Below are 18,974 nucleotides of genomic sequence, written 5' to 3'. Positions count from 1 at the left end.
TAAATAGTTTTTTGCGAAAAGTGAGGAGATTGCGGAATGAAAAATATGGATAACAATGAACAAACAATAACGGGAATAGAAAAAGAAATTCAAACCGATTTTCAAAAATCGATGTCTTACGGAGATTATCTCCACCTTGATAAAATTTTAACTAGTCAGCATAGATGCTCCGATCATCATGATGAAATGCTATTCATCATTATCCATCAAGCGAGTGAGCTATGGATGAAGCTCATTTTACATGAGTTGACAGCAGCAACTGAGTCCATCCGCCAAAACAGGTTGGAACCTTCATTTAAAATGCTGTCGCGCGTTTCGAGGATCCAGCAGCAATTGATCCAGTCATGGAATGTCCTTTCAACCTTGACACCGGCTGAATACATGGAGTTCAGGGATAAACTGGGGCAATCTTCCGGATTCCAATCTTATCAGAATCGTTTGATTGAATTTGCGCTAGGAAACAAAAATGTCCATACACTATCAGTCTATCAGCACCAAACGGATTTATTCGAGCAAATGCAGCAGGCCCTTCATGAGCCAAGTATTTATGATGCGGCGATTAATGCCCTTGTGGCGCGTGGATTACCCATTGATCAAGAAGCCATCAGCAGGGATTGGTCACAAAAATACGAACCAAATGCCAGTGTAGAAGAGGCATGGCTGACAGTTTACCGCGATGTCGAACAATATTGGGACTTATATGAGCTGGGCGAGAAGTTAGTGGACATCGGCCATCAACAGCAATTATGGCGTTTTAATCATATGACCACAGTGGAAAGAATTATTGGTAATAAACAAGGTACTGGCGGATCATCAGGTGTAACGTATTTAAAAAGAGCTCTAGACCAACACTTTTTCCCAGAACTATGGAGCCTAAGAACGAAGCTATAAGAGATGGAGGTAAATGCATGGGAACATGGATTGATATTTCACAACGTCTGGATGAAAACGTTGCAGTCTGGCCTGGAGATACCCCTTTCTCATACAAAGTCAATTGGAGTAAAGAAGAGAGTGGATCTGTCAATGTAGGACAAATCAATATGAGTATCCACACTGGTACCCATATTGATGCACCTTTTCATTTTGATAACAATGGAAAAAGAGTGATTGAACTGGATCTCGATTTATATATGGGATATGCCCGAGTCATCCATTTGCCAAACAAGACAAGCATCGGTATCAATGAATTATCCAATCTGGGTCTACAAGGCGTGACGCGACTGTTAATTCGGACTGACGCTTGGAAGGATAGACGTGTGTTTCCACAAACTATTCCACATATCCAACCAGAATTAGCGGCATATCTTTCAGAACTCGGCGTTCGTCTTATTGGTCTTGATTTGCCATCCGTAGATCCATTGGATAGTAAAGAACTGTCTGCCCATCATGAGCTTGCCGGTCATGGAATTCATATTTTGGAAGGGCTTGTATTAGACGATATAGGGCAAGGGAATTATGAATTGGCAGCCCTCCCGCTTCCATTAGTTGAAGCAGATGGAAGTCCGGTGCGTGCTGTATTGAAAAAATTGCCCTAACAAAGTTTACCAAAAAACAAGCCAGATCAAAAAATGATCTGGCTTGTTTTTTTGTTTCATTAAACACCGTATTTATTAGTCAAGCCGATTTCCCTTCTCCCCCTTTATTGAGATAATCATGACTTTCTAATTTATCTCCCTAAACCAAGTTCATTTATGTTATAATTTTCAGAATTCACCGTTCAGAATGGAGGTCCGAATATGGAAAACTTTTATTGGTTCATCGTCATGTGCATTCTTCTCATCATTTTACCTGGTCCGGATACGGCGATAACCACAAGGAATACCGTTACCGTGGGGACGGCGGGAGGTTTTAAAACGATGTTCGGTACGTGCTGTGCGCTTTTTATTCATACATCAGCTGCCGTATTTGGACTATCGGCAATCATTGTGAAATCCGCTTTATTATTTTCCACCTTCAAATATGTCGGTGCCGTTTACTTGGTATATCTAGGCTTCAAGACTTTATGGGGATTAAGGAATAGGCAAGTGGCTGCAGCGGCAGAAACGTCAGTTAAAGGTAAGTACGAAAACCAGTCTTGCTTTAAGCAAGGGTTCCTTACCAATCTGTTGAACCCTAAAGTGGCCGTTTTCTTCTTAACATTTCTGCCTCAGTTCGTGAATCCTGGCAAGGATACGTTTTTACCGTTCCTGATCATGGGCATAACATATACCGTTTTAACTGCAATGTGGTTTGTATTTTATATCTATCTGCTGAACCAGATTAGTGCTTTTATGAAAAAGCCGAGAACTCAAGCGATTTTCGAGGGAATAACAGGGACGGTATTGATTGGTTTTGGGATAAAGCTAGCTCTGGAAAAAGCTCATAATTAATCTATTAAGCCCCCACAATGAACTGTACCCTAATTGTTAGACACCATCTAACTGTTGGAGGTGCGGTTTTTATTTTAGGCTGTTTTCACATACTTTTTTGCTATTTACCAGGTAGTGAGTTGTGGTTGATTTCCCCTCCAGATACTCGCTTTCCTTGGTGCGGGCGGTGAGCCTCCTCGGTGTAAACGCCTGTGGGGTCTCACCTGTCCCGCTGCTCCCGCAGGAGTCTCGCACTTCCGCTCCAATCAACCTTAAATAGTTTCGTTTTAAAAACAACAATCTTTACGAAAAGAGCCTTATTTTAAAAAGTAGAAAAAGGCTGGCCCTTGATTCTGGTGAAGATGAAGGGATTGTACCTTTAAGTTATGGCGCAATTACAAAAACCATAATTTGATGTTTTTAAATTCTAGATATTCCTGTAAGCAAGGAGATACACATGAAAACTATTGAGGTTAAGAAAACAAAAGAGCTCGGAGTGGGTTCACTTTCTTTCGCCCTATGTTTAATCGGAATATTATTTACCTTTCGATTTGGAAATAATTTTTGTATTGGAGATAGTATTCTAAATAATATCGGACTGAGCGCATGGTCAAATGGAGAAACAGGCATTCATTATACAAAGATCTATTCAGCTATATTTTTCATCCCTTCTTTTATTATTGGTCATATTCAGCCCGATAATAGAGGAGCAAGAGCAGGGGGGATTATATCAGGGTTCCTATCAGTTCTTATCATACTATTACTCATAACAACTATTATCTCTTTTTTGTAAAATCAGCTTATTGAGGACTGTTTATTCCACATAGGAATAAGGTCAAATTAAAGGGTATGAGCCCAGTTGAACACCGAACCCATACCCTACCCGCGGAACTTTTTGTGTACACTTCAATTGGCTTTTCATTTCATTGGTCACTCAACGTATCCATTTACAAAAAATCCAATCGTTTCGAGCTCCTCTTCAGTTAAATCCCGTTTTAACCCTTTAGCCAATTCCTGCTCCATTAATGCTCGATTTCCCCGATGGTCGACCACGGTTCTCGCACATTCCTTCATTAGCTTAAGCTCCGCCTCCATTTCCAATCTCGTGCAGGGTAGATCATGATGGGAGAGTATATATGTATCGGCATCATAGGCTTCAATTTTCTTAACGAGCAGCGAGGCCTGTTCAGCCGTATAATTCCATTTTTCGGCATAAAGATTGGCATAAAAGCAGTCTCCCAGAAATAATGTTTTTTCCTCTGGAACATATATGATGCAGGAGTCGTTGGCATGATCGCCGCCAACATGTTCGATTACACATGTTACATTGCCGAGATCGATTGTCACCTTTTTTTCAAAGATAATATCGGGCAGGGGCAGGGAAATCTTTCTATTTGTCCCATGTTCCAATTTAATTGCATCTGCGCAAAAGGAAATCTCCGTCCCTTCTTCGACCCGTTGATCAAGGGCCTGATCTTCCCATGAAAGTAGCTGCATATCTTTAATATTGTTGTATGTTTTTTCATGACAAATGACCGGAATCCCGATATTCTCCAGTCCGAATACATGGTCCCAGTGGGAATGGGTAAGTACAAGGAAATTCCCGTTTAGATCATTCCGTAGCAATTCGTCCTTAAAGAGCTGTGCATGCTGGACGGAGTTACCGGCATCGATGATGAGCGTTTTCTTGGTTCCGGAAACGGCAGCAAGTACCGGCCGATCCGTTTCCTGGACTGGAGGCAGGTAGACGATATGTTTCGATAGATGCTGTAAGGTTTGCATGTTTCTGTTCTCCTTCGGATAATGGATGATATCTCCAAGATTGTTTAGCTTTCCTCAATTATAGCAAATTGCACATTTGTTAATTAGTCAATGATCCATTTAAACGGATTTCCTCCGTAAAAAGACAACAATCGCTGAGATTGCTGTCTTTTTGTCATCATTCAAATGAACCTCTTCCAATATACCGTTATTTTCGAAAGGGCATTTAAAAAGGTCGCTTTAAAGAAAGATTTTTCCTTTTTCTGATCTTCAGGTGGTTCTATATATCTTTTATTTTCCGCGACGAGTGTACTACCCGAGATTTTTGACTCGATGGCCCCTATCAATTGCGTTGCAAAATTTTCACTATCAATTATCACCATCGATTCTGTATTTAAAAAGGCAGATCGCGAATCCAGATTGAAGGAACCGACTGCACTTAATCGCTGATCATATACAGCCGATTTACCATGCAATGAATGAAGCTTTGAATATTCATATAGCTTTGCCCCTGTCTTGACGATACTATCCCTAAGTGCTAAGTAACCGGAAAAAGCGATCACATTCGGGGTTGATGTCACCGAGTTGGTAAGTATGGTCCAATCAGCTTTTGAATTCATATTCTTTGGTACATATTCCTTCATGGGACCTGTAGGAACAATATAGGGACTCTGGATAAATACCGACTTATTGGCGTTCGCAGCAATATCCACTAGAGATCTCCACACAAATGGGTGTTTATTGAAACGTTCGATTGGATTATAAATGAAGGACACTTTTTTTGTAGGTGTTGTAGACTTGCTCCAATCGATGGACGGATTAACGAAATCGGCATTTTTTTGCATAGCTTTGCTGTATTGATTTAGTAATGTATCTCTGACGCTTTTTCCTTGTGCCTTTTGCCTTTTCGAAAGGTCCGCAAAGACTTTGCTCGTATACGGATGAGTCCATAATTCATGTATATAAGCCTTCATTTCAACGATTACACTATCTTTCTCCTGTTCAGCATTGAAAATGAGTACATCCCGGTCATAGACATAATTCTTGGGCGCGTTTGCGTTTTTTGCTAAATACTTATCGGCGATATTCCTGCCTCCGATGATGCCTAACTTTCCATCTGTAGTGATCATCTTGTCATGGAGGCGGTTATGCCAGGTCCAGGGCTTAAATGGCTTAAAGGTTTCGTAGTACCTTAATTCAATGTTTTCATCCGATGCCAGGGCATAACGGACACCGCTTAATTGACCTCTAAGTCCATGAGAAATTCCATCCAGAAGGATTCTAACCTTGACACCGCGGTCAGCAGCTTCGAACAAGGCTCCAAGAATAAGTTCACATGATTTTCCTTTTCCAAAAGCGTAGTAGGCAATATCTATTGAGTGCTGTGCTTCCTGGATCATTCGCATGCGGGCGAGTCCCGATTCATAACCATCTTCGAGAAGCAGGACACGATCCACGGTGGAATCCTTCTCTCCCAAATATGCACTTATATGTTTAATCGGCCTATCTTCTTCTTTTTCCTTGAGGAAGTAGAAAAGGACCACTGCCGTCACCACTACATACAGGAAATATAATAGAAGAACGAGCAGAAATCCTTTAATCATCGTTTGTGCAGTCATGGCACTCTCCCCCTTTACCCGATATTTTATTACTATTCGTAATAAGTACGGACTCTATTCAACATCTTCAAACTTAAATAAATCCTCCGAAGAATAAACCCTCTGGCTTGTTAGCCGGAGGGCTTATTTCATTTCCTAGAGTGACCATTTTACCTGTCTTAGGACTGAAAGGATGATCCAGGGTGGAACTTGGAGCAATTATTTTTCTTTTAAATGTGACAAAGTGGTGAACATGTTAGCAGCTGCATACTATTATATAGAAGGAGGGATTTTATGCTTAAACAACCTGATGGAATAAGCATCTTCAATTACTGTTTTGCCTTAGGTGTGTCAGAGGTATTCTTTTTATCCAGCTTTTATCTTTCCATTCTTGAAGTTTCATTATTTGCTATTGCCTTACCATTTTCCGCTTTATTTCTAATATTCTCCCTGTACCTGTTCCTCCGAACGCACAAATCCGTAAAGAATTTACCCAATCATGAAGAACGAAGAAGGGAAATTCATGCGTTCTATCATCAGTCTTTCGGGATTTTCACGATCATTTTTTCCGTCCTACTTTTTACTGCTTTAGCCTATATTCCCTTACTGGAAAACGGAGGGCATTTCTATCTTCTTTATTGTGTACCGATGGCATTACTTTGTTTAATTCCTTCGATTATATCTTATAAAGGAATGAAATTATTCAAACTGGAAACTGACAGGAATTTAACGAAAATCTAAACTGATTTTACATGGCCCCAAAGTGGATTTGCTTGGAATCCATAAGCTTTAGGGGTTTTTTTATGATTCCATCGCTAGAAAATGTAGTGTCAGCTTATTTTATATGTATAAATCATCACCTTGATAGAACATCCATCATTGAATCTTCGTTATGCTCTTTCCATGTTTTTTAGTTGAATGTATAGGTAAAATGAGGATATAATAAAGATAACTAACATATATAAAAAAAAGACACTGGTTAAACCAGCGTCTTAATGAACAGCAAACTGCATAAAGAGCAGCGGCTTTCTGTGGTAAGTCAGTAGCTACTCAATCATGAAAGTAACCCTTTTCCTACATACATCTGGCCGGATGGTATGGAGGGGGTTACTTTTTTAATGTAACCGCGATTACTGCGACGATTAAAGAGGCGAATGAAATCATTAGCATCAGTCCGTCCATAATAGAAATCACCAGCGACACCCCCTTTCTGAAAAGGAGTGACCGCTGCCCACTATACCAAATTGCTGTTCATTTCTTATTATATCTGTATTTACTTGTTATTTATAGCAAAATATAGATGCATAAAAATTCTCCCACTTAAAGTGAGAGAATTTTTTGCATGAATATCCCTTTATTCTTCCACTACACGGCCATCTTTATAAATGTGGAACCACCCAATCGTTCCTGAGCCGCCTTGATCCATCCAATCTTTATTTGCTGCTTTATATGTGTAATATGATTTTCTTTTGCCATCTTTCAGCAACCTGCCATCACCGCTGAAAACGATATTGTTACCCAGCTTTTTTTTACCTAACGCGATCGCGTCTTTCTCTGTAAACTGTTTTCTTTCTACTTTATTTTCGTCTAAAGCTGCCCATGTCAACGGGCCAACGATACCATCCGAGGCCAAATTATGATCCACCTGAAACTCTCTTACGACATTTTGTGTTTGGGTACCAAAAATCCCATCAACGCCTACAATATATTTAACATCTTTAAGGCTTTGCTGTAGATCCCTTACATAACTAGAACGGGAGCCTTTCCGGAGGGTCGGGCGCGTTTCCGCTTTCGTTTCGATTTTCTCGGTTTGATTGTCTTTTGATGCTGCGTGGGTAATTGAGGTTCCCATTCCTAGAGGGGCCATCATCAATGCAACGGCTGGAAAAATGACCAATAATTTTTTCTTCAACGTCATATAACCTCCATTCAAATATACACTCCTGCAGAATCTGACTTTCTTTCCTTTGGAGCCCATTCATTATAACGTAAGAGGTCATTCAATTGACGTTTTATTACTTTAATTATAAAAAATGGTAAATAATATCCACGGTGTGCATTTCAAAAAGTCAGCATATGATGGAAACCCCGATTCTTGAATAAAACCAAAATAATCCCCTAAAGGGGATTATTTCAGACTGTAGACAAACTCGATGAAAATCGAGTTTGTCTATTTTTTATGAGTTGTACAATTTGGACGTTGATTTGAACGTAAGGCACTCGCTTTCCGCGGGCGGTCGGCCCTCGGCTTTCGCCTTTGGTGTCTCCCCTAGACGCACTTTTCTAAGCAGGAGTCTCGAACACCCGCTCCAATCAACTTTGTCTTGCCTTTTAGATGGAACACTTTTGCCTACAATCTTTTTTGTTTTAAAATAGGAGTATTAAAACTTGAGGTGATGACGATGCTTTCGAAACATCATTCTATTCAGCGAGATCAACTTGAAATGATTACTTTTTACCTAGTCATGATTGTACTTGCTTACTTCCCTTTTTTTCATTGATGGCTTTTTGATCAATTTTTGTATAGATGCGTTCCACTTCAATTTTGTCATGCAGCAGAAGTTCCCGGTTTTCTTTTAGCAGTTCATCATAAGATTTCTTTCTCCTAGACATTTTTTAATTCACCTCTCAAGTGATTGAATTCCTTTTGCAGGACAACAACCGGAAGCTCGTATAGTTGTTTATTATATTTTTTAAAAATCCCGAATTTTAGAAGTTCTTGTATAAGTTCCTCTTTTTTTGTTTCTCCCTTTGTACTTAATTGGGTAATCATCAAGGACCCTCCTTAACAAAAATGCTGACTTTTGGTATTTGGGGTTGCCTAGCATCCCACTTGAAGAGTCTCCTCTTCTTCCTATTGCTTCCCCATATAAGGGCATGCTCTGCAAAGTCTTCACATTTCCTTAATCCGTATGTAGGGCTTTCCTGGTGCATTTTCAATACTCGATCAAATACACCAAAACCACATTGCTATTACCTAATTCACTATAGTTGAAAACGATTCTCATTGTCAATTATATACCTCTGCTAATTATATGAAGGATGAACATCAGGAACGGATATTTCCATAAAGGGGTAATCCCTTCCCCTTCCCTATAGCTGTAATGCGGCTGGAACTTTAACATTCAGCTTCAAAAAAAAGCCCGTTTTCACTCATTAAGAGTAAACAGGCTTTTTGTAGGTATACTATCCCAAACATGTACTAGCTTGAACTGCTTTTCAAGGTTCTTTATGAATATCTTAAATCTTTGTATTAATAAAATTTCACAATATCTTCAAATGCCAGGAACGTCTTTTCTCCTGGTTGTTCATTGGGCTCACCAAATGGCATTTGAGCTATCAATGACCATTCCCCTGGAATATCCCAAGTTTTCTTCACTTCTTCATCAATGATCGGATTATAGTGTTGTATTGATGACCCAATGCCTTCCGCTGATAAAGTCATCCATATTGCATACTGCAACATAGCACTTCCTTGATGGGACCAATATGGAAACTGTTCTTTATATGATGGTGCTTTTTCTTGCATTTGCTTTATCGTTTCTTGATTTTCAAAGAATAGGATTGTGCCCACTCCATCACGAAATCCTTGTAATCGTTCGACAGTTGCTGCAAAGCTCTCTTCTGGAATGCGCGAACGAAGTGTTTCTTTTACGATATCCCAAAACTTTTCATGTTCGTCATTCATCACTACCACCACTCGTCCACTTTGCATATTAAATGAAGTTGGTGCATGTAAAGCGGTTTTTAAAACTTCATTAATTCTTTCTTTCGTAATATTTTCATTCTTTTTCACCTTACGGATCGAACGGCGATTGATGATTGCTTCTTTTAAATTTGTTGTAGTTGCTGACATTTTGATTCCTCCAAATTATGTTTAATTTAATAGGATAGATTGATATTTATTTAATAGCTCAGAACGTTATTAGCAATTCCCCTTACTATCGCAATGCAAGCCATCAAATTCATTCCGTTTATTTTTTGCTGCTTCCTTCTCTATTACTTGCGCTAACCTTTCTTTGCTAGCGAGTCCTTGGATCACTTCATCACCAATGATAAATGTTGGAACAGCCCTAATATCCGCTTCTTCATAGGCATGTTTTAGTGCTTCTTGATGCACTTCACGATACTTACGTGACACTAACGCTTCTCTAAAAGCATCCTCGGGAAGTTCAACTTCACCTGCTAATTTTGTCAATACTTCAATATCTTCAATATTTTGTTCCTCTTGAAAAAATGCTGTAAAAACTCTGTCATGGAACTCATTTCCTTTTCCGTGCTCCTTTGCAAACTGGCACCCTTCGAACGCCAAATGTGTATATGGGTGCGGAGAAACACGGGGTAGACGCATCTCAATTCCTAGTTTTTTCGCAACAGGAAGAATATAAGAATCCCATGAGCTCAACTTATCAGGTTCTTTCCATGGATCAATTTTCGAATATGGACTAGGACGCAGTTCAAATGGCATCCACTCCACTTCTACATCTTTTTCCTTCACGATTTCATCTAAAGGACCTTTGCCCAAAAAACAAAATGGACATATAAAATCAGAATACGCTTTAATTTTCACTGTCATATTATTCCCTCACCTTTTATCATTAGCTCCCATTTGTAACCAAGTCAGTTACAATAGAGAGTAAAAAAATATAAATATAGAATGCATTGGATCTAGTAGTACGTATCGATTGCTGCTTGCAATTGTACTGTTATGTGTTCCACCTTGCTGTAATCATTTTAGTTACAGGTTGTATATAAGTCAAGCATTATTTTAAAAAAACTTTAAATCGAAATGCAAAAAAAAGTTTGCAGAGGAAGTGAATCTTTCTCTGCAAACTTTTTTATTAAGCACCCTTACATCTCAATGTGTTCATTAACGGGTTCTCTCTTTTTCCTTCTCTGTTTTTTAGACTTTTTAAAGTATAGCAATTCGTATATACATGGAATGACGATGAGTGTGAGCAGTGTTGATACAGCTAGCCCGCCAATGACAACGATGGCTAAGCTTTGTGAAACAAGACTTCCCGTTTCCGCCTTTTTATATAAAAGAGGCAGCATGGCGCAAATGGTTGCTACAGCCGTCATAATGATCGGACGGAATCTCGTAGCTGTCGCTTCAACGATCGCATCTCGGATAATCATTTTTTCTTCGTTTTGCTTGACTCGATCGAGAAGCACAATAGCGTTTGTCACCACAATTCCAATTAACATGAGCGCACCCAACAGTGCTGTAATATCCACTGGAATTCGACTGATCACCAATCCTAACACCGCTCCGATAGCAGCGAACGGCAATGAAAATAAAATGGCGATCGGTGCTTTAATTGATTTAAAGGTTAAAACCATGATCAGAAAGACGATGCCTATCGAAATTAACATCGTAAGGAACAAATCGGTAAAATCATCTGCTTGCTGGGCACTGGCTCCTCCAACATAAATGTCTACATCTTTCGGAATATCAAGGCCCTTGGTCTCCTTGTCTCCAAATATCTCAAGATTTATTTTGCTGGCAATATCAGAAAGTTTGGCAGGATCGACCGTTGCCGTTAATTGAAGATACGTTTCTCCGTCTTTATGGAACTGGGTTGTTGCACTCTCCTCGCTCTTTAAAGAAGCAACTTTTGATACCGGGACTAAACCGCCATCTGTCATTATAGGTATATTCTTTAAATCCTTTGGTTTTTTAGGATCTAAGATTGGTTCAAGGACTACAGGTGTCTGCTTATCCGCAAGCGTGATATTGCCGATTGGGGTTTTATTAAGCATGATACCAAGTTGTTGACCTATTTGTTCTGTGTTGCCTTTAGCCGGATCTACCTTGAATGAATAAATGGTTTTCTTTTCGTCCTGGTTCGTTGTAACATCTTCAATCCCTTTAATATCTTGAATTTTTCCTTTGATCTTATTAGCTGTCAGCTCCAAATCTTCCGCACTGCTGCCAATTACATCTATCGTAATGTTCGTCTTTGAAGCCCCCATCATAAATGAAGAGGCGGTGGTCGTAAGTTTCGCACCAGGATAGTTTTCTTTTTGCTTTTCGATTTCCTCCAAGATGGTATCTATGTTTGCTTTATCCTTCACTAAGAGACCGAATGTAGCTTCTGTAGGTGATGTGACTGCGCCGTATTGAGCACTTTCGGCAGAGTTTCCTAATTGCATGAACACATTATCCACATCACTCATATCCTGCATTTTCTCTTCGAGTTCTATCGCCTTTTCTTTTACTTTATCAAAGGGCTGATCATTTGGATAAGTCAACGTCACTGAGACATAATCAGCTGAAGAATTGTCAATCGCCCCTTTTGGCATGGCAAAATATGTACCAATGGAACCGACAAACAACAGCAACGCAACAATCAGAACAACCCATTTATGGTTTAATGACCAGGTAACCAGCTTGGTAAAACGCTTAGCTGGTCGATGTTTTGGCAGCTTCGCTCTTTTCAGCAATCCCGCACTCATTAAAGGAACAACCGTTAATGCGACAATTAAAGATGCCAGCAATGAATAAGTGACCGTTAAAGCGAAAGGAAGCAGAAACTCTTGAAGCCCTCCGTTCAATAAGGCTACAGGCAAGAAAACGGCTACAGTAGTAAGGGTTGAAGCTGTTATCGCCACTCCTACCTCTTTTATTGCCTCCATCACCAATTGGATGGAAATCTTCTCCTGCTGCATTTTCCGGAAAATATTTTCAATAACAACAATACTATCGTCCACTAAGCGCCCAATGGCTACAGCGACACCGCCTAGCGTTAAAATATTCAGCGTCACTCCCGACAATGACAGCAGGAATAACGTAAAGCCAAGAGATAGCGGTATGGACACGATTGTAATAAATGTAGACCGTATATTTCGTAAAAAGACCATGATCACAATGGTGGCAAATAGGGCACCAAGCAGCACTTCTTTTACCATCGTCTGAACGGAAGTCTCCACCATATCAGCTGTAGATAAATAGATGGTCGATTTCTGGTCACTATATTTTTCATTGATTTCTTTTGTTGTTTTTTCAACCTCTTTACTGATTGTGACAGCATTTGATTGGCTGTCCTTGATAATGCTAATATCAATGCTTTCTTTTCCATTGAAACGACTGATGAGATTACCATCTTTCGCTTCATCAACTTTCGCTATCTCTCCAAGTGTGACATTTGGAGTGACCTTTAACCCTTTTAATTTTTCAATACTTGTTAAATCCCCGATAACCTTAATGTTACTAGCCTTCCCATCGATCACTTTTTCGCCTACGGCTAGAGCTGTATTCTGACCGTTAAGGACACTCATGACATCTTGGATTGAAACTTTCTTTTTAGCCAATTGTTCATTATCCACTTTGACTGAAAGAACAGATTGGGAAATTCCAAATGTCTGTACATCCGAAACTCCTTTAATATCTTTATACAGAGGCTCTAATTCCTTCTTCGTCAAGTCTATATTTTCAGCTGTTAATCCGTCCTTAAAAGTAACAGCTATAAATGAAATGGGAATCATTGATGTATTTAGCTGTGTAACAGTCGGTTTTGCCATGCTTTGTGGCAATGCTACATTGTCTAAAGCCTCTTTAACATCAAGTTTTGCTTGTTTCATATCCGATCCGGATTCAAAGGATAGATCTACTTTTGAAAACCCATCTCCCGTTGTGGAGTATATTGAGCTCTTTCCCTTAACTCCAGTGACTGCTCTTTCAATCGGATCTGTAACTTGTGTTTCCATCGTTTTCGAATCGGTGCCCTGCCCCATCGTGATAATCGTAACTTGTGGATTATCAGCAGATGGTAAAAATTCCATCGGCAGTTTGAAATAACTAACAACACCTATCAACAAAATAAATATGGTTACCAATGATACGGCAGCCTTGTTCTTAAACGACCACTTAGTAAAAAATTCCACGCACACATCTCCCCTGATTGTAAATTAAAGAACATAATTCCATTTTTAATATTACCATATATTACTAGTTAAAGAGTATAAAAATTATAACTTTTTACCCAGGGATTTGCGAGACATGGCAGGGCCTTTCGCTCCACATAAAAAAGGGCTGCCGCAGCAACCTCAATTATCAAAACTTTATTACTTGTAACCTTTTAAAAAAAGCATAATGATCGCCAATATGATAAGACAGATAAATAATAAAGGTCCGATGCCTGAACTATATACGAAGTATACAGTGATATTGCGGAAAGCCATCACAACAAGGAATAGGAGTAACAGGATCCCTAAAATAATGATCAGAGCGGTATTTTTATTCCGATACAACGTAACCAGCCCCATTTTTAAAGCTTTATTTGCACGAAAGCATGCCCCACAACATCATTCCGTTAAGAAACAATATGCCGCCAACATTTTGTACTATTCAGTATTTCGTTAAATACCTTTTTAGTAGCGAGAAAATAAAAAAGGGTTGTACAATTTAAACCTTGATTAGAACGTAGGGCACTCGCTTTCCTCGGGCGGTCCGCCCTCGGCTTGCGCCTGCGGGGTCTTCCCTAGACACGCTTTTCCCGCAGGAGTCTCGAACACCCGCTCCAATCACTTTGTTTTAACATTTAGATGGAACCCCTTTTGCTAGAGGATTAAAACTTGAGGACATAAGGATGCTTTTTAAACATGATTCTATTAAGCGAGATCAAATTGAAATGATTACTTTAGATCAACTGATCCAGCGAACCATTTGGTTCGTAAAATGGAGGCCGCCATTGTGTTGGGGACAATTGTAACACTTGGAAATACGCATGATAGTCACATCTTAGAGCCACTTGTTGGACAAGTAATTGAAAAAGTTGGAAACCAGAGGCTGCTGCTGCAGATGCAGCTTATAAAACACCGGCGATTACAAGCTATCTATTTGGTCATAAAATAACACCGGGCAGGGAATTTCAAAAGGGTTGCCGCAGCAACCCTTTTTCCCGAAATTGTAAAAATGAACCTACAACTCTTGAAGTTCATTGACCGTTAAAAACGTATACCCTTCGTTCGTTAACTCTTGTATTATCCCTTCAATCGCTTGAAGTTCTTTACCCGTATCATCATACATCGGATGCATTAGGATGATCGAACCTGGTTTTATATTTCCCTTCACATACTTCACTTTATCAGAATCTGAAGTGTAATAGCTATCTGGTTCCAGATTCCAGGTAATGGTTTCTCTATCATTTTTATTTAAGTAATATGGCAAGCCAACGATCTTTTTCCCATTTGGTGGCCGAACGTCAATTTCACCCTTATATCCGGAGTTTTGAATTAATTTATCCGTTTTCTCGATTTCCGCTTTGATATAGGAGGGCGATTTAAAAACCATTCGCCTGTGGGAATACGTGTGATTCCCAATCTGGTGTCCGGCTTCCGCTATTTTCCCAGCTTCCTCTGGGTACTTTTCGATTTCGTTACCAATCAGGAAGAATGTAGCTTTTACATCGTATTTATCCAATAACGGCAGGATCTGATTTACATTCTTCGATGGACCATCATCAAAAGTCAAAGCGACCACTTTTTGATCCGTCTCTACCTTATCGGTTAATCCTCCGAATACCTGATATGTTCTCGAATTCATCAATTTATACGTACCCAGCAATAGGAGGCAAACAACCAGGATTCCCACCCCAATGAATCTCAGTTTCTTTTTCATGACTATGACCTATCTTTCTAAAAGCTTTTAAATTCATGACTTATTATAGCAAATCACTGAACGAAAAAACTTATTGCTCTCTTCCGAACGAACCGTACACATTCACTTTACATGGATCAATTCAAAACGCTCACACACCAGCAGCATATCTTCTTTAAAGGTTTGGCCTATTTTGTCCAATACTTCTTTCAACCATTTTTCATGTGCATCCCACCAGTATGTATATGTTCGATCTCCTTCCCCTTCTGCAATCGCAAACTCTGCACTCACTTCATTCATCGGCAATACTTCGACCTTCACTGTTTGGATGATGGCTAAGGGCACATCTTCGCTACTTAAAATAATGCTGTAATCACCCACGGATGGTAATGGTTCATTTTCCTCTTCATAAAAAACATAACCAGAGCAAGTAGCCGTTTTTATCCCATCCATCACTAATTGAGCCAAATGATCGGGATCAGCCCCGAATTGCCACGCACTGACTGACTGAGGTTTTTCTTCACCTTTCCCTTGCCAAAATTCATTCCAATATAATTCCGCTTTAACATTCATTCTATGATCTCTCCATTCTATTTTGTCCCATTTAAAGGCTGAACCGCTGCTTTTAAGAGAAATGCAGAAATGATCAGGTCACGCATGATTCGCCTCTTCATGTTCTCAACTAAGTCCCCATTCTAAATCGCCTAATATCGGATTTACCAGTTTCATAATGTCATATGATACTTCAAACCCCTTGGAGTAACTGGATCAAAACAAAAATCCCCCTAAAAAACATGTTACATTACTTAGCTGTTATTACTAATGTTGTAACAACTTTTGATAAAAGAGTGACAAAAGGTAACTTGTGTAAATGACAAGCGATTTGTGATACTCGGTTAGATCCATTCATGATGCAGCCTTAAGGTCAATCAGGAATGGGAGATGACTAGGAAATTAAATCGATTAATAAAGGAGAAAAAAACATGAAAACGAAAACACGTAATTTGGGGCTTGCCTGTCTATTATTATCTGCCACCACTTTTACTGCTTGCACCGCAATTAACAATGTCCCAACCGAATCAGTAGAATCTCAAAAACCAGCAAAAAAGATAAGTACGAACGGCCCCCAAGATGCTAAAGAAGTAGAATCGTTCATGAATTCGGTGCTTGTCGATAAGATGGGGAAATACAATGTGAATGGCTCCAATTTTGTAGTTGTCAAAGATGGGAAGGTCCTGTTAAACAAAGGCTATGGTTATGCTGATAAGGATAAGAAAATACCAGTGGATAAGGATACCGTCTTTCAAATCGCTTCCGTTTCAAAGACCTTTACAGGCTTGGCAGCGATGCAGCTTGCTGATAAAGGCGCGATTGATCTGAACCATGATATTCATGAATATTTAGATGGCTTGAAAGTACCCAATAAAACAGGAACTCCACTGACCATGTTTAATTTGCTTACCTATACAAGTGGTGTAGATCTGCCTGATATTACTACGTATACCTCACCTGACTATATAAACCAGGAAATTCCGATGAAAGAGTTTCTTAAAGAGCATATGCCGACTGTAGTTCGAACACCTGGAGAATCATATACCTATGATAATTTTGCCTTTTTATTGGCTGGCTATGCGATAGAAAACGTAAGCGGCCTTAGATTCGATCAATATATGGAAAAGAATATATTCAAGCCATTGGAAATGAGCTCGACAAGTACCCGTTTCACCCCTGAACTGCTCGATAGGATGGCTGTACACTATGATGATAAAGGCACGCCACATCCAACTTCCGGTCATGCACCGACAGATGGGCCACAGGGCAGCATTCTTTCTACGGGAGATGATATGGCTAAGTATTTAACCATGTTTCAGCAGCAAGGTAAATTTAAAGGGAAGGAAATTATCAGTGAAAAATCGTTAGAGCAAATGCAATCCTATCAGGTGTTTGCAGATAAGACTCTGCCCATGACAACTGTCGGAGGATTCGAAGGATTCTTCAACGATTTAATGAATGGTCACCATGTAATTCTAAAAGGCGGAAGCATGCCTGGACATCAATCGTTAATTGCATTATTGCCGAAGAGCAATACCGCCTTTTACATGTCGTATAACAATGATTCCATGATGAGTATAGAAGTATTTGAAGAGTTTATGGATCACTATTTCCCAGAAAAAAAGAAGCCAAAGAAATCCACTTACACGCCTTTAAGCAGTAAAGAAGCCGCTAAATATGTTGGATTATACCAGAACACCCGCTTCCATTTCTTAAAATACAGGTTCACCTATAAGAACGGTAGCTTGTTGCTGGAGGCAGGGCCCTCAGGCAAGCACACCTTGAAGATGGTTCATCCCCTGTTGTTTGAAGATGAAGCTGGAAATAAATTAGCGTTCAAGAAAGATCATCAGAATCGGATTAAATACTTCTATTACACAAGTTCAACAGGTCTGGATTTTATTGCCGATGCACAAAAAATGCCTACAAAGAAGCCTTTCTCAGATGTACCGCATGACAGTTTGTATAAGACACACATCGACAATCTGTATGCATTCGACATATTCAAGACTCAACCAGACAACCGCTTCCATCCGGAAGGTATCATGACACAGGGAGAGTTTGCAGATTTACTACTTCGTGCACATGGTTGGTTTGGTTTTCCCGATGATATTGAGAAGAATAAAGCGAAAATAATTTCCGGCATTCCTAATTATAACCGCAATACTGTCATTACAAGACAAACAGCAGCAGTCATGATTCAAAATCTAAAGCAAATCCAACCCGCTCCAAAGGTCAAAATAACTGGAAAAACCGATAAATGGGCGATTGAAGCTACTCAAGCGCTTGTATCACAAGGAATTATTGATCCCGATATTAAACCCAAGGCAGATGGTTCTATAGATTTCCGTTCAAAGCAGCCTTTACTTCGTCAAGAAGCTAGTGCATTGCTTGATAAGGCATTTGGTTACTATACACTGCCCCTCAAAATCAAGTAACCAAATGGCCCCACAGAAATACTGCCAGCACCTAGTCTTAAATGGATTCTCAATCAAATAATCTGCCAAAAGCCATGAATATCAAATAGGTAAGCATGGCTTTTGATTTACCTTAACAATAACAAGAAAAACATGTAGCTCTCACAACCGTCAATTCAGCTGTCATTCGCTTTTTTCGCTTCTGTATTCATTTGTTCCCAATCACTTAAATACATACGTTTCATGATTTTTTTAGGATTTTCCAGTTTACTAATAAATTCTAAACTGTTGCCGTCTGGATCATTAAAGTGAATTTTAGCGTGCGCATATTCCCCATGAGGCATGACGAAAGGTTCAATTGGTGCAAATCCAAAAGCCTCTCTTGGCGAATAGCCTCTATCTTCAAGCCATACGACTGAGCTCTTTAAATCTTCCAATGATACTTCAAAAGCTATATGCCTGATGGAAGGATGATACTCAACCTCCACTTTTTCCGTTTCCCAAAGCCCCAACCAACTTTTATCCTTTTCAATCCATAGAAAAGCCAGGTTGTCTTCAACCTTATGATCCAACTGCAAACCAAGCCCTTCATAGAATTCAATGGAACGATTCAAATCACGAACCGGTAAATGTGCTTCATATAAACCTCTTATCATTCAATACACCCCTTTTTTCGTCAGATCGAAACCATCCTGAT

The 18,974-nt window shown here is 39.5% G+C and carries 18 protein-coding genes and 1 pseudogene; 7 read left to right on the top strand and 12 right to left on the bottom strand.

All coding sequences use genetic code 11. From position 1 onward, the window contains the following. The first annotated feature begins 45 nt into the window (after positions 1–45). The 3 genes from kynA to AC1DVK_RS11120 all read left to right on the top strand — a co-directional run bounded on the left by kynA (position 46) and on the right by AC1DVK_RS11120 (position 2,369). Positions 46–891, top strand: coding sequence for a tryptophan 2,3-dioxygenase (kynA, locus tag AC1DVK_RS11130; RefSeq protein WP_410864060.1), 846 nt, complete (start codon positions 46–48; stop codon positions 889–891). Positions 892–908: 17 nt separating this feature from the next. Beyond that, positions 909–1,535, top strand: a complete 627-nt coding sequence (gene kynB / locus AC1DVK_RS11125; RefSeq protein ID WP_061464576.1) for an arylformamidase — start codon at positions 909–911, stop codon at positions 1,533–1,535. Between the two features lie 201 nt (positions 1,536–1,736). Beyond that, on the top strand, positions 1,737–2,369 hold the full coding sequence (locus AC1DVK_RS11120; RefSeq protein WP_289337150.1) for a LysE family translocator: 633 nt from the start codon (positions 1,737–1,739) through the stop codon (positions 2,367–2,369). Between the two features lie 69 nt (positions 2,370–2,438). On the opposite strand, the gene AC1DVK_RS11115 is transcribed toward AC1DVK_RS11120, so the two are convergent. Continuing rightward, positions 2,439–2,645, bottom strand: coding sequence for a hypothetical protein (locus AC1DVK_RS11115; RefSeq protein ID WP_477626493.1), 207 nt, complete (start codon positions 2,643–2,645; stop codon positions 2,439–2,441). Positions 2,646–2,805: 160 nt separating this feature from the next. Between AC1DVK_RS11115 and AC1DVK_RS11110 the strand changes: the two genes are divergently transcribed. Continuing rightward, positions 2,806–3,141, top strand: a complete 336-nt coding sequence (locus AC1DVK_RS11110) for a hypothetical protein (protein WP_410862037.1) — start codon at positions 2,806–2,808, stop codon at positions 3,139–3,141. Between the two features lie 137 nt (positions 3,142–3,278). Here AC1DVK_RS11110 and AC1DVK_RS11105 read toward each other — a convergent pair whose 3' ends face one another. Continuing rightward, positions 3,279–4,130 (bottom strand): MBL fold metallo-hydrolase, encoded by an 852-nt coding sequence (locus AC1DVK_RS11105; RefSeq protein WP_477626492.1) that lies wholly within the window; start codon positions 4,128–4,130, stop codon positions 3,279–3,281. 161 nt (positions 4,131–4,291) lie between these two features. Continuing rightward, positions 4,292–5,728, bottom strand: a complete 1,437-nt coding sequence (locus AC1DVK_RS11100) for a phospholipase D-like domain-containing protein (protein ID WP_477626491.1) — start codon at positions 5,726–5,728, stop codon at positions 4,292–4,294. 273 nt (positions 5,729–6,001) lie between these two features. Here AC1DVK_RS11100 and AC1DVK_RS11095 point away from each other — a divergent pair, with 273 nt between their 5' ends. Next, a complete protein-coding gene (locus AC1DVK_RS11095; RefSeq protein WP_477626490.1) occupies positions 6,002–6,448 on the top strand; it encodes a hypothetical protein in 447 nt (148 codons plus the stop codon). A gap of 613 nt (positions 6,449–7,061) precedes the next feature. Here the strand turns inward: AC1DVK_RS11095 and AC1DVK_RS11090 are convergent. The 6 genes from AC1DVK_RS11090 to AC1DVK_RS11065 form a co-directional block, all read right to left on the bottom strand. Then, on the bottom strand, positions 7,062–7,625 hold the full coding sequence (locus tag AC1DVK_RS11090) for a peptidoglycan-binding domain-containing protein (RefSeq protein ID WP_410862042.1): 564 nt from the start codon (positions 7,623–7,625) through the stop codon (positions 7,062–7,064). A gap of 545 nt (positions 7,626–8,170) precedes the next feature. Continuing rightward, complete coding sequence (locus tag AC1DVK_RS11085) at positions 8,171–8,320, bottom strand: FbpB family small basic protein (RefSeq protein WP_377384702.1); 150 nt, start codon at positions 8,318–8,320, stop codon at positions 8,171–8,173. Then, positions 8,313–8,480, bottom strand: a complete 168-nt coding sequence (locus AC1DVK_RS11080; protein WP_081108896.1) for a Fur-regulated basic protein FbpA — start codon at positions 8,478–8,480, stop codon at positions 8,313–8,315. The genes AC1DVK_RS11085 and AC1DVK_RS11080 overlap by 8 nt, the downstream gene beginning before the upstream one ends. Positions 8,481–8,960: 480 nt before the next feature. Further along, on the bottom strand, positions 8,961–9,563 hold the full coding sequence (locus AC1DVK_RS11075; protein WP_477626489.1) for a nitroreductase family protein: 603 nt from the start codon (positions 9,561–9,563) through the stop codon (positions 8,961–8,963). 69 nt (positions 9,564–9,632) lie between these two features. Next, a complete protein-coding gene (locus tag AC1DVK_RS11070) occupies positions 9,633–10,283 on the bottom strand; it encodes a DsbA family oxidoreductase (protein WP_477626488.1) in 651 nt (216 codons plus the stop codon). Positions 10,284–10,558: 275 nt separating this feature from the next. Continuing rightward, positions 10,559–13,594 (bottom strand): efflux RND transporter permease subunit, encoded by a 3,036-nt coding sequence (locus tag AC1DVK_RS11065; protein ID WP_477626487.1) that lies wholly within the window; start codon positions 13,592–13,594, stop codon positions 10,559–10,561. Positions 13,595–14,390: 796 nt separating this feature from the next. On the opposite strand from AC1DVK_RS11065, the pseudogene AC1DVK_RS11060 reads away from it, so the two are divergent. Further along, positions 14,391–14,569 (top strand): annotated as a pseudogene (locus AC1DVK_RS11060) (IS5/IS1182 family transposase); the annotation flags it as partial. Positions 14,570–14,630: 61 nt separating this feature from the next. On the opposite strand, the gene AC1DVK_RS11055 reads toward AC1DVK_RS11060, so the two are convergent. Together AC1DVK_RS11055 and AC1DVK_RS11050 are read right to left on the bottom strand one after the other, a co-directional pair. After that, positions 14,631–15,329 carry a polysaccharide deacetylase family protein gene (locus AC1DVK_RS11055; RefSeq protein ID WP_477626486.1) on the bottom strand — a complete coding sequence of 233 codons (699 nt, stop codon included), beginning with the start codon at positions 15,327–15,329 and terminating at the stop codon, positions 14,631–14,633. A gap of 102 nt (positions 15,330–15,431) precedes the next feature. Then, positions 15,432–15,881 (bottom strand): ASCH domain-containing protein, encoded by a 450-nt coding sequence (locus AC1DVK_RS11050; RefSeq protein ID WP_477626485.1) that lies wholly within the window; start codon positions 15,879–15,881, stop codon positions 15,432–15,434. A 410-nt stretch (positions 15,882–16,291) separates the two neighbouring features. On the opposite strand from AC1DVK_RS11050, the gene AC1DVK_RS11045 reads away from it, so the two are divergent. Further along, positions 16,292–18,298, top strand: coding sequence for a serine hydrolase (locus AC1DVK_RS11045; RefSeq protein ID WP_477626484.1), 2,007 nt, complete (start codon positions 16,292–16,294; stop codon positions 18,296–18,298). A 155-nt stretch (positions 18,299–18,453) separates the two neighbouring features. On the opposite strand, the gene AC1DVK_RS11040 is transcribed toward AC1DVK_RS11045, so the two are convergent. Next, a complete protein-coding gene (locus AC1DVK_RS11040; RefSeq protein ID WP_410862028.1) occupies positions 18,454–18,933 on the bottom strand; it encodes a VOC family protein in 480 nt (159 codons plus the stop codon). Positions 18,934–18,974: the final 41 nt, after the last annotated feature.

The sequence above is a fragment of the Peribacillus sp. P4_B1 genome, from assembly GCF_056402395.1.
The sequence above is the reverse complement of the archived record's forward strand: the minus strand, read 5'-3'. Positions and strand labels throughout refer to the sequence as shown.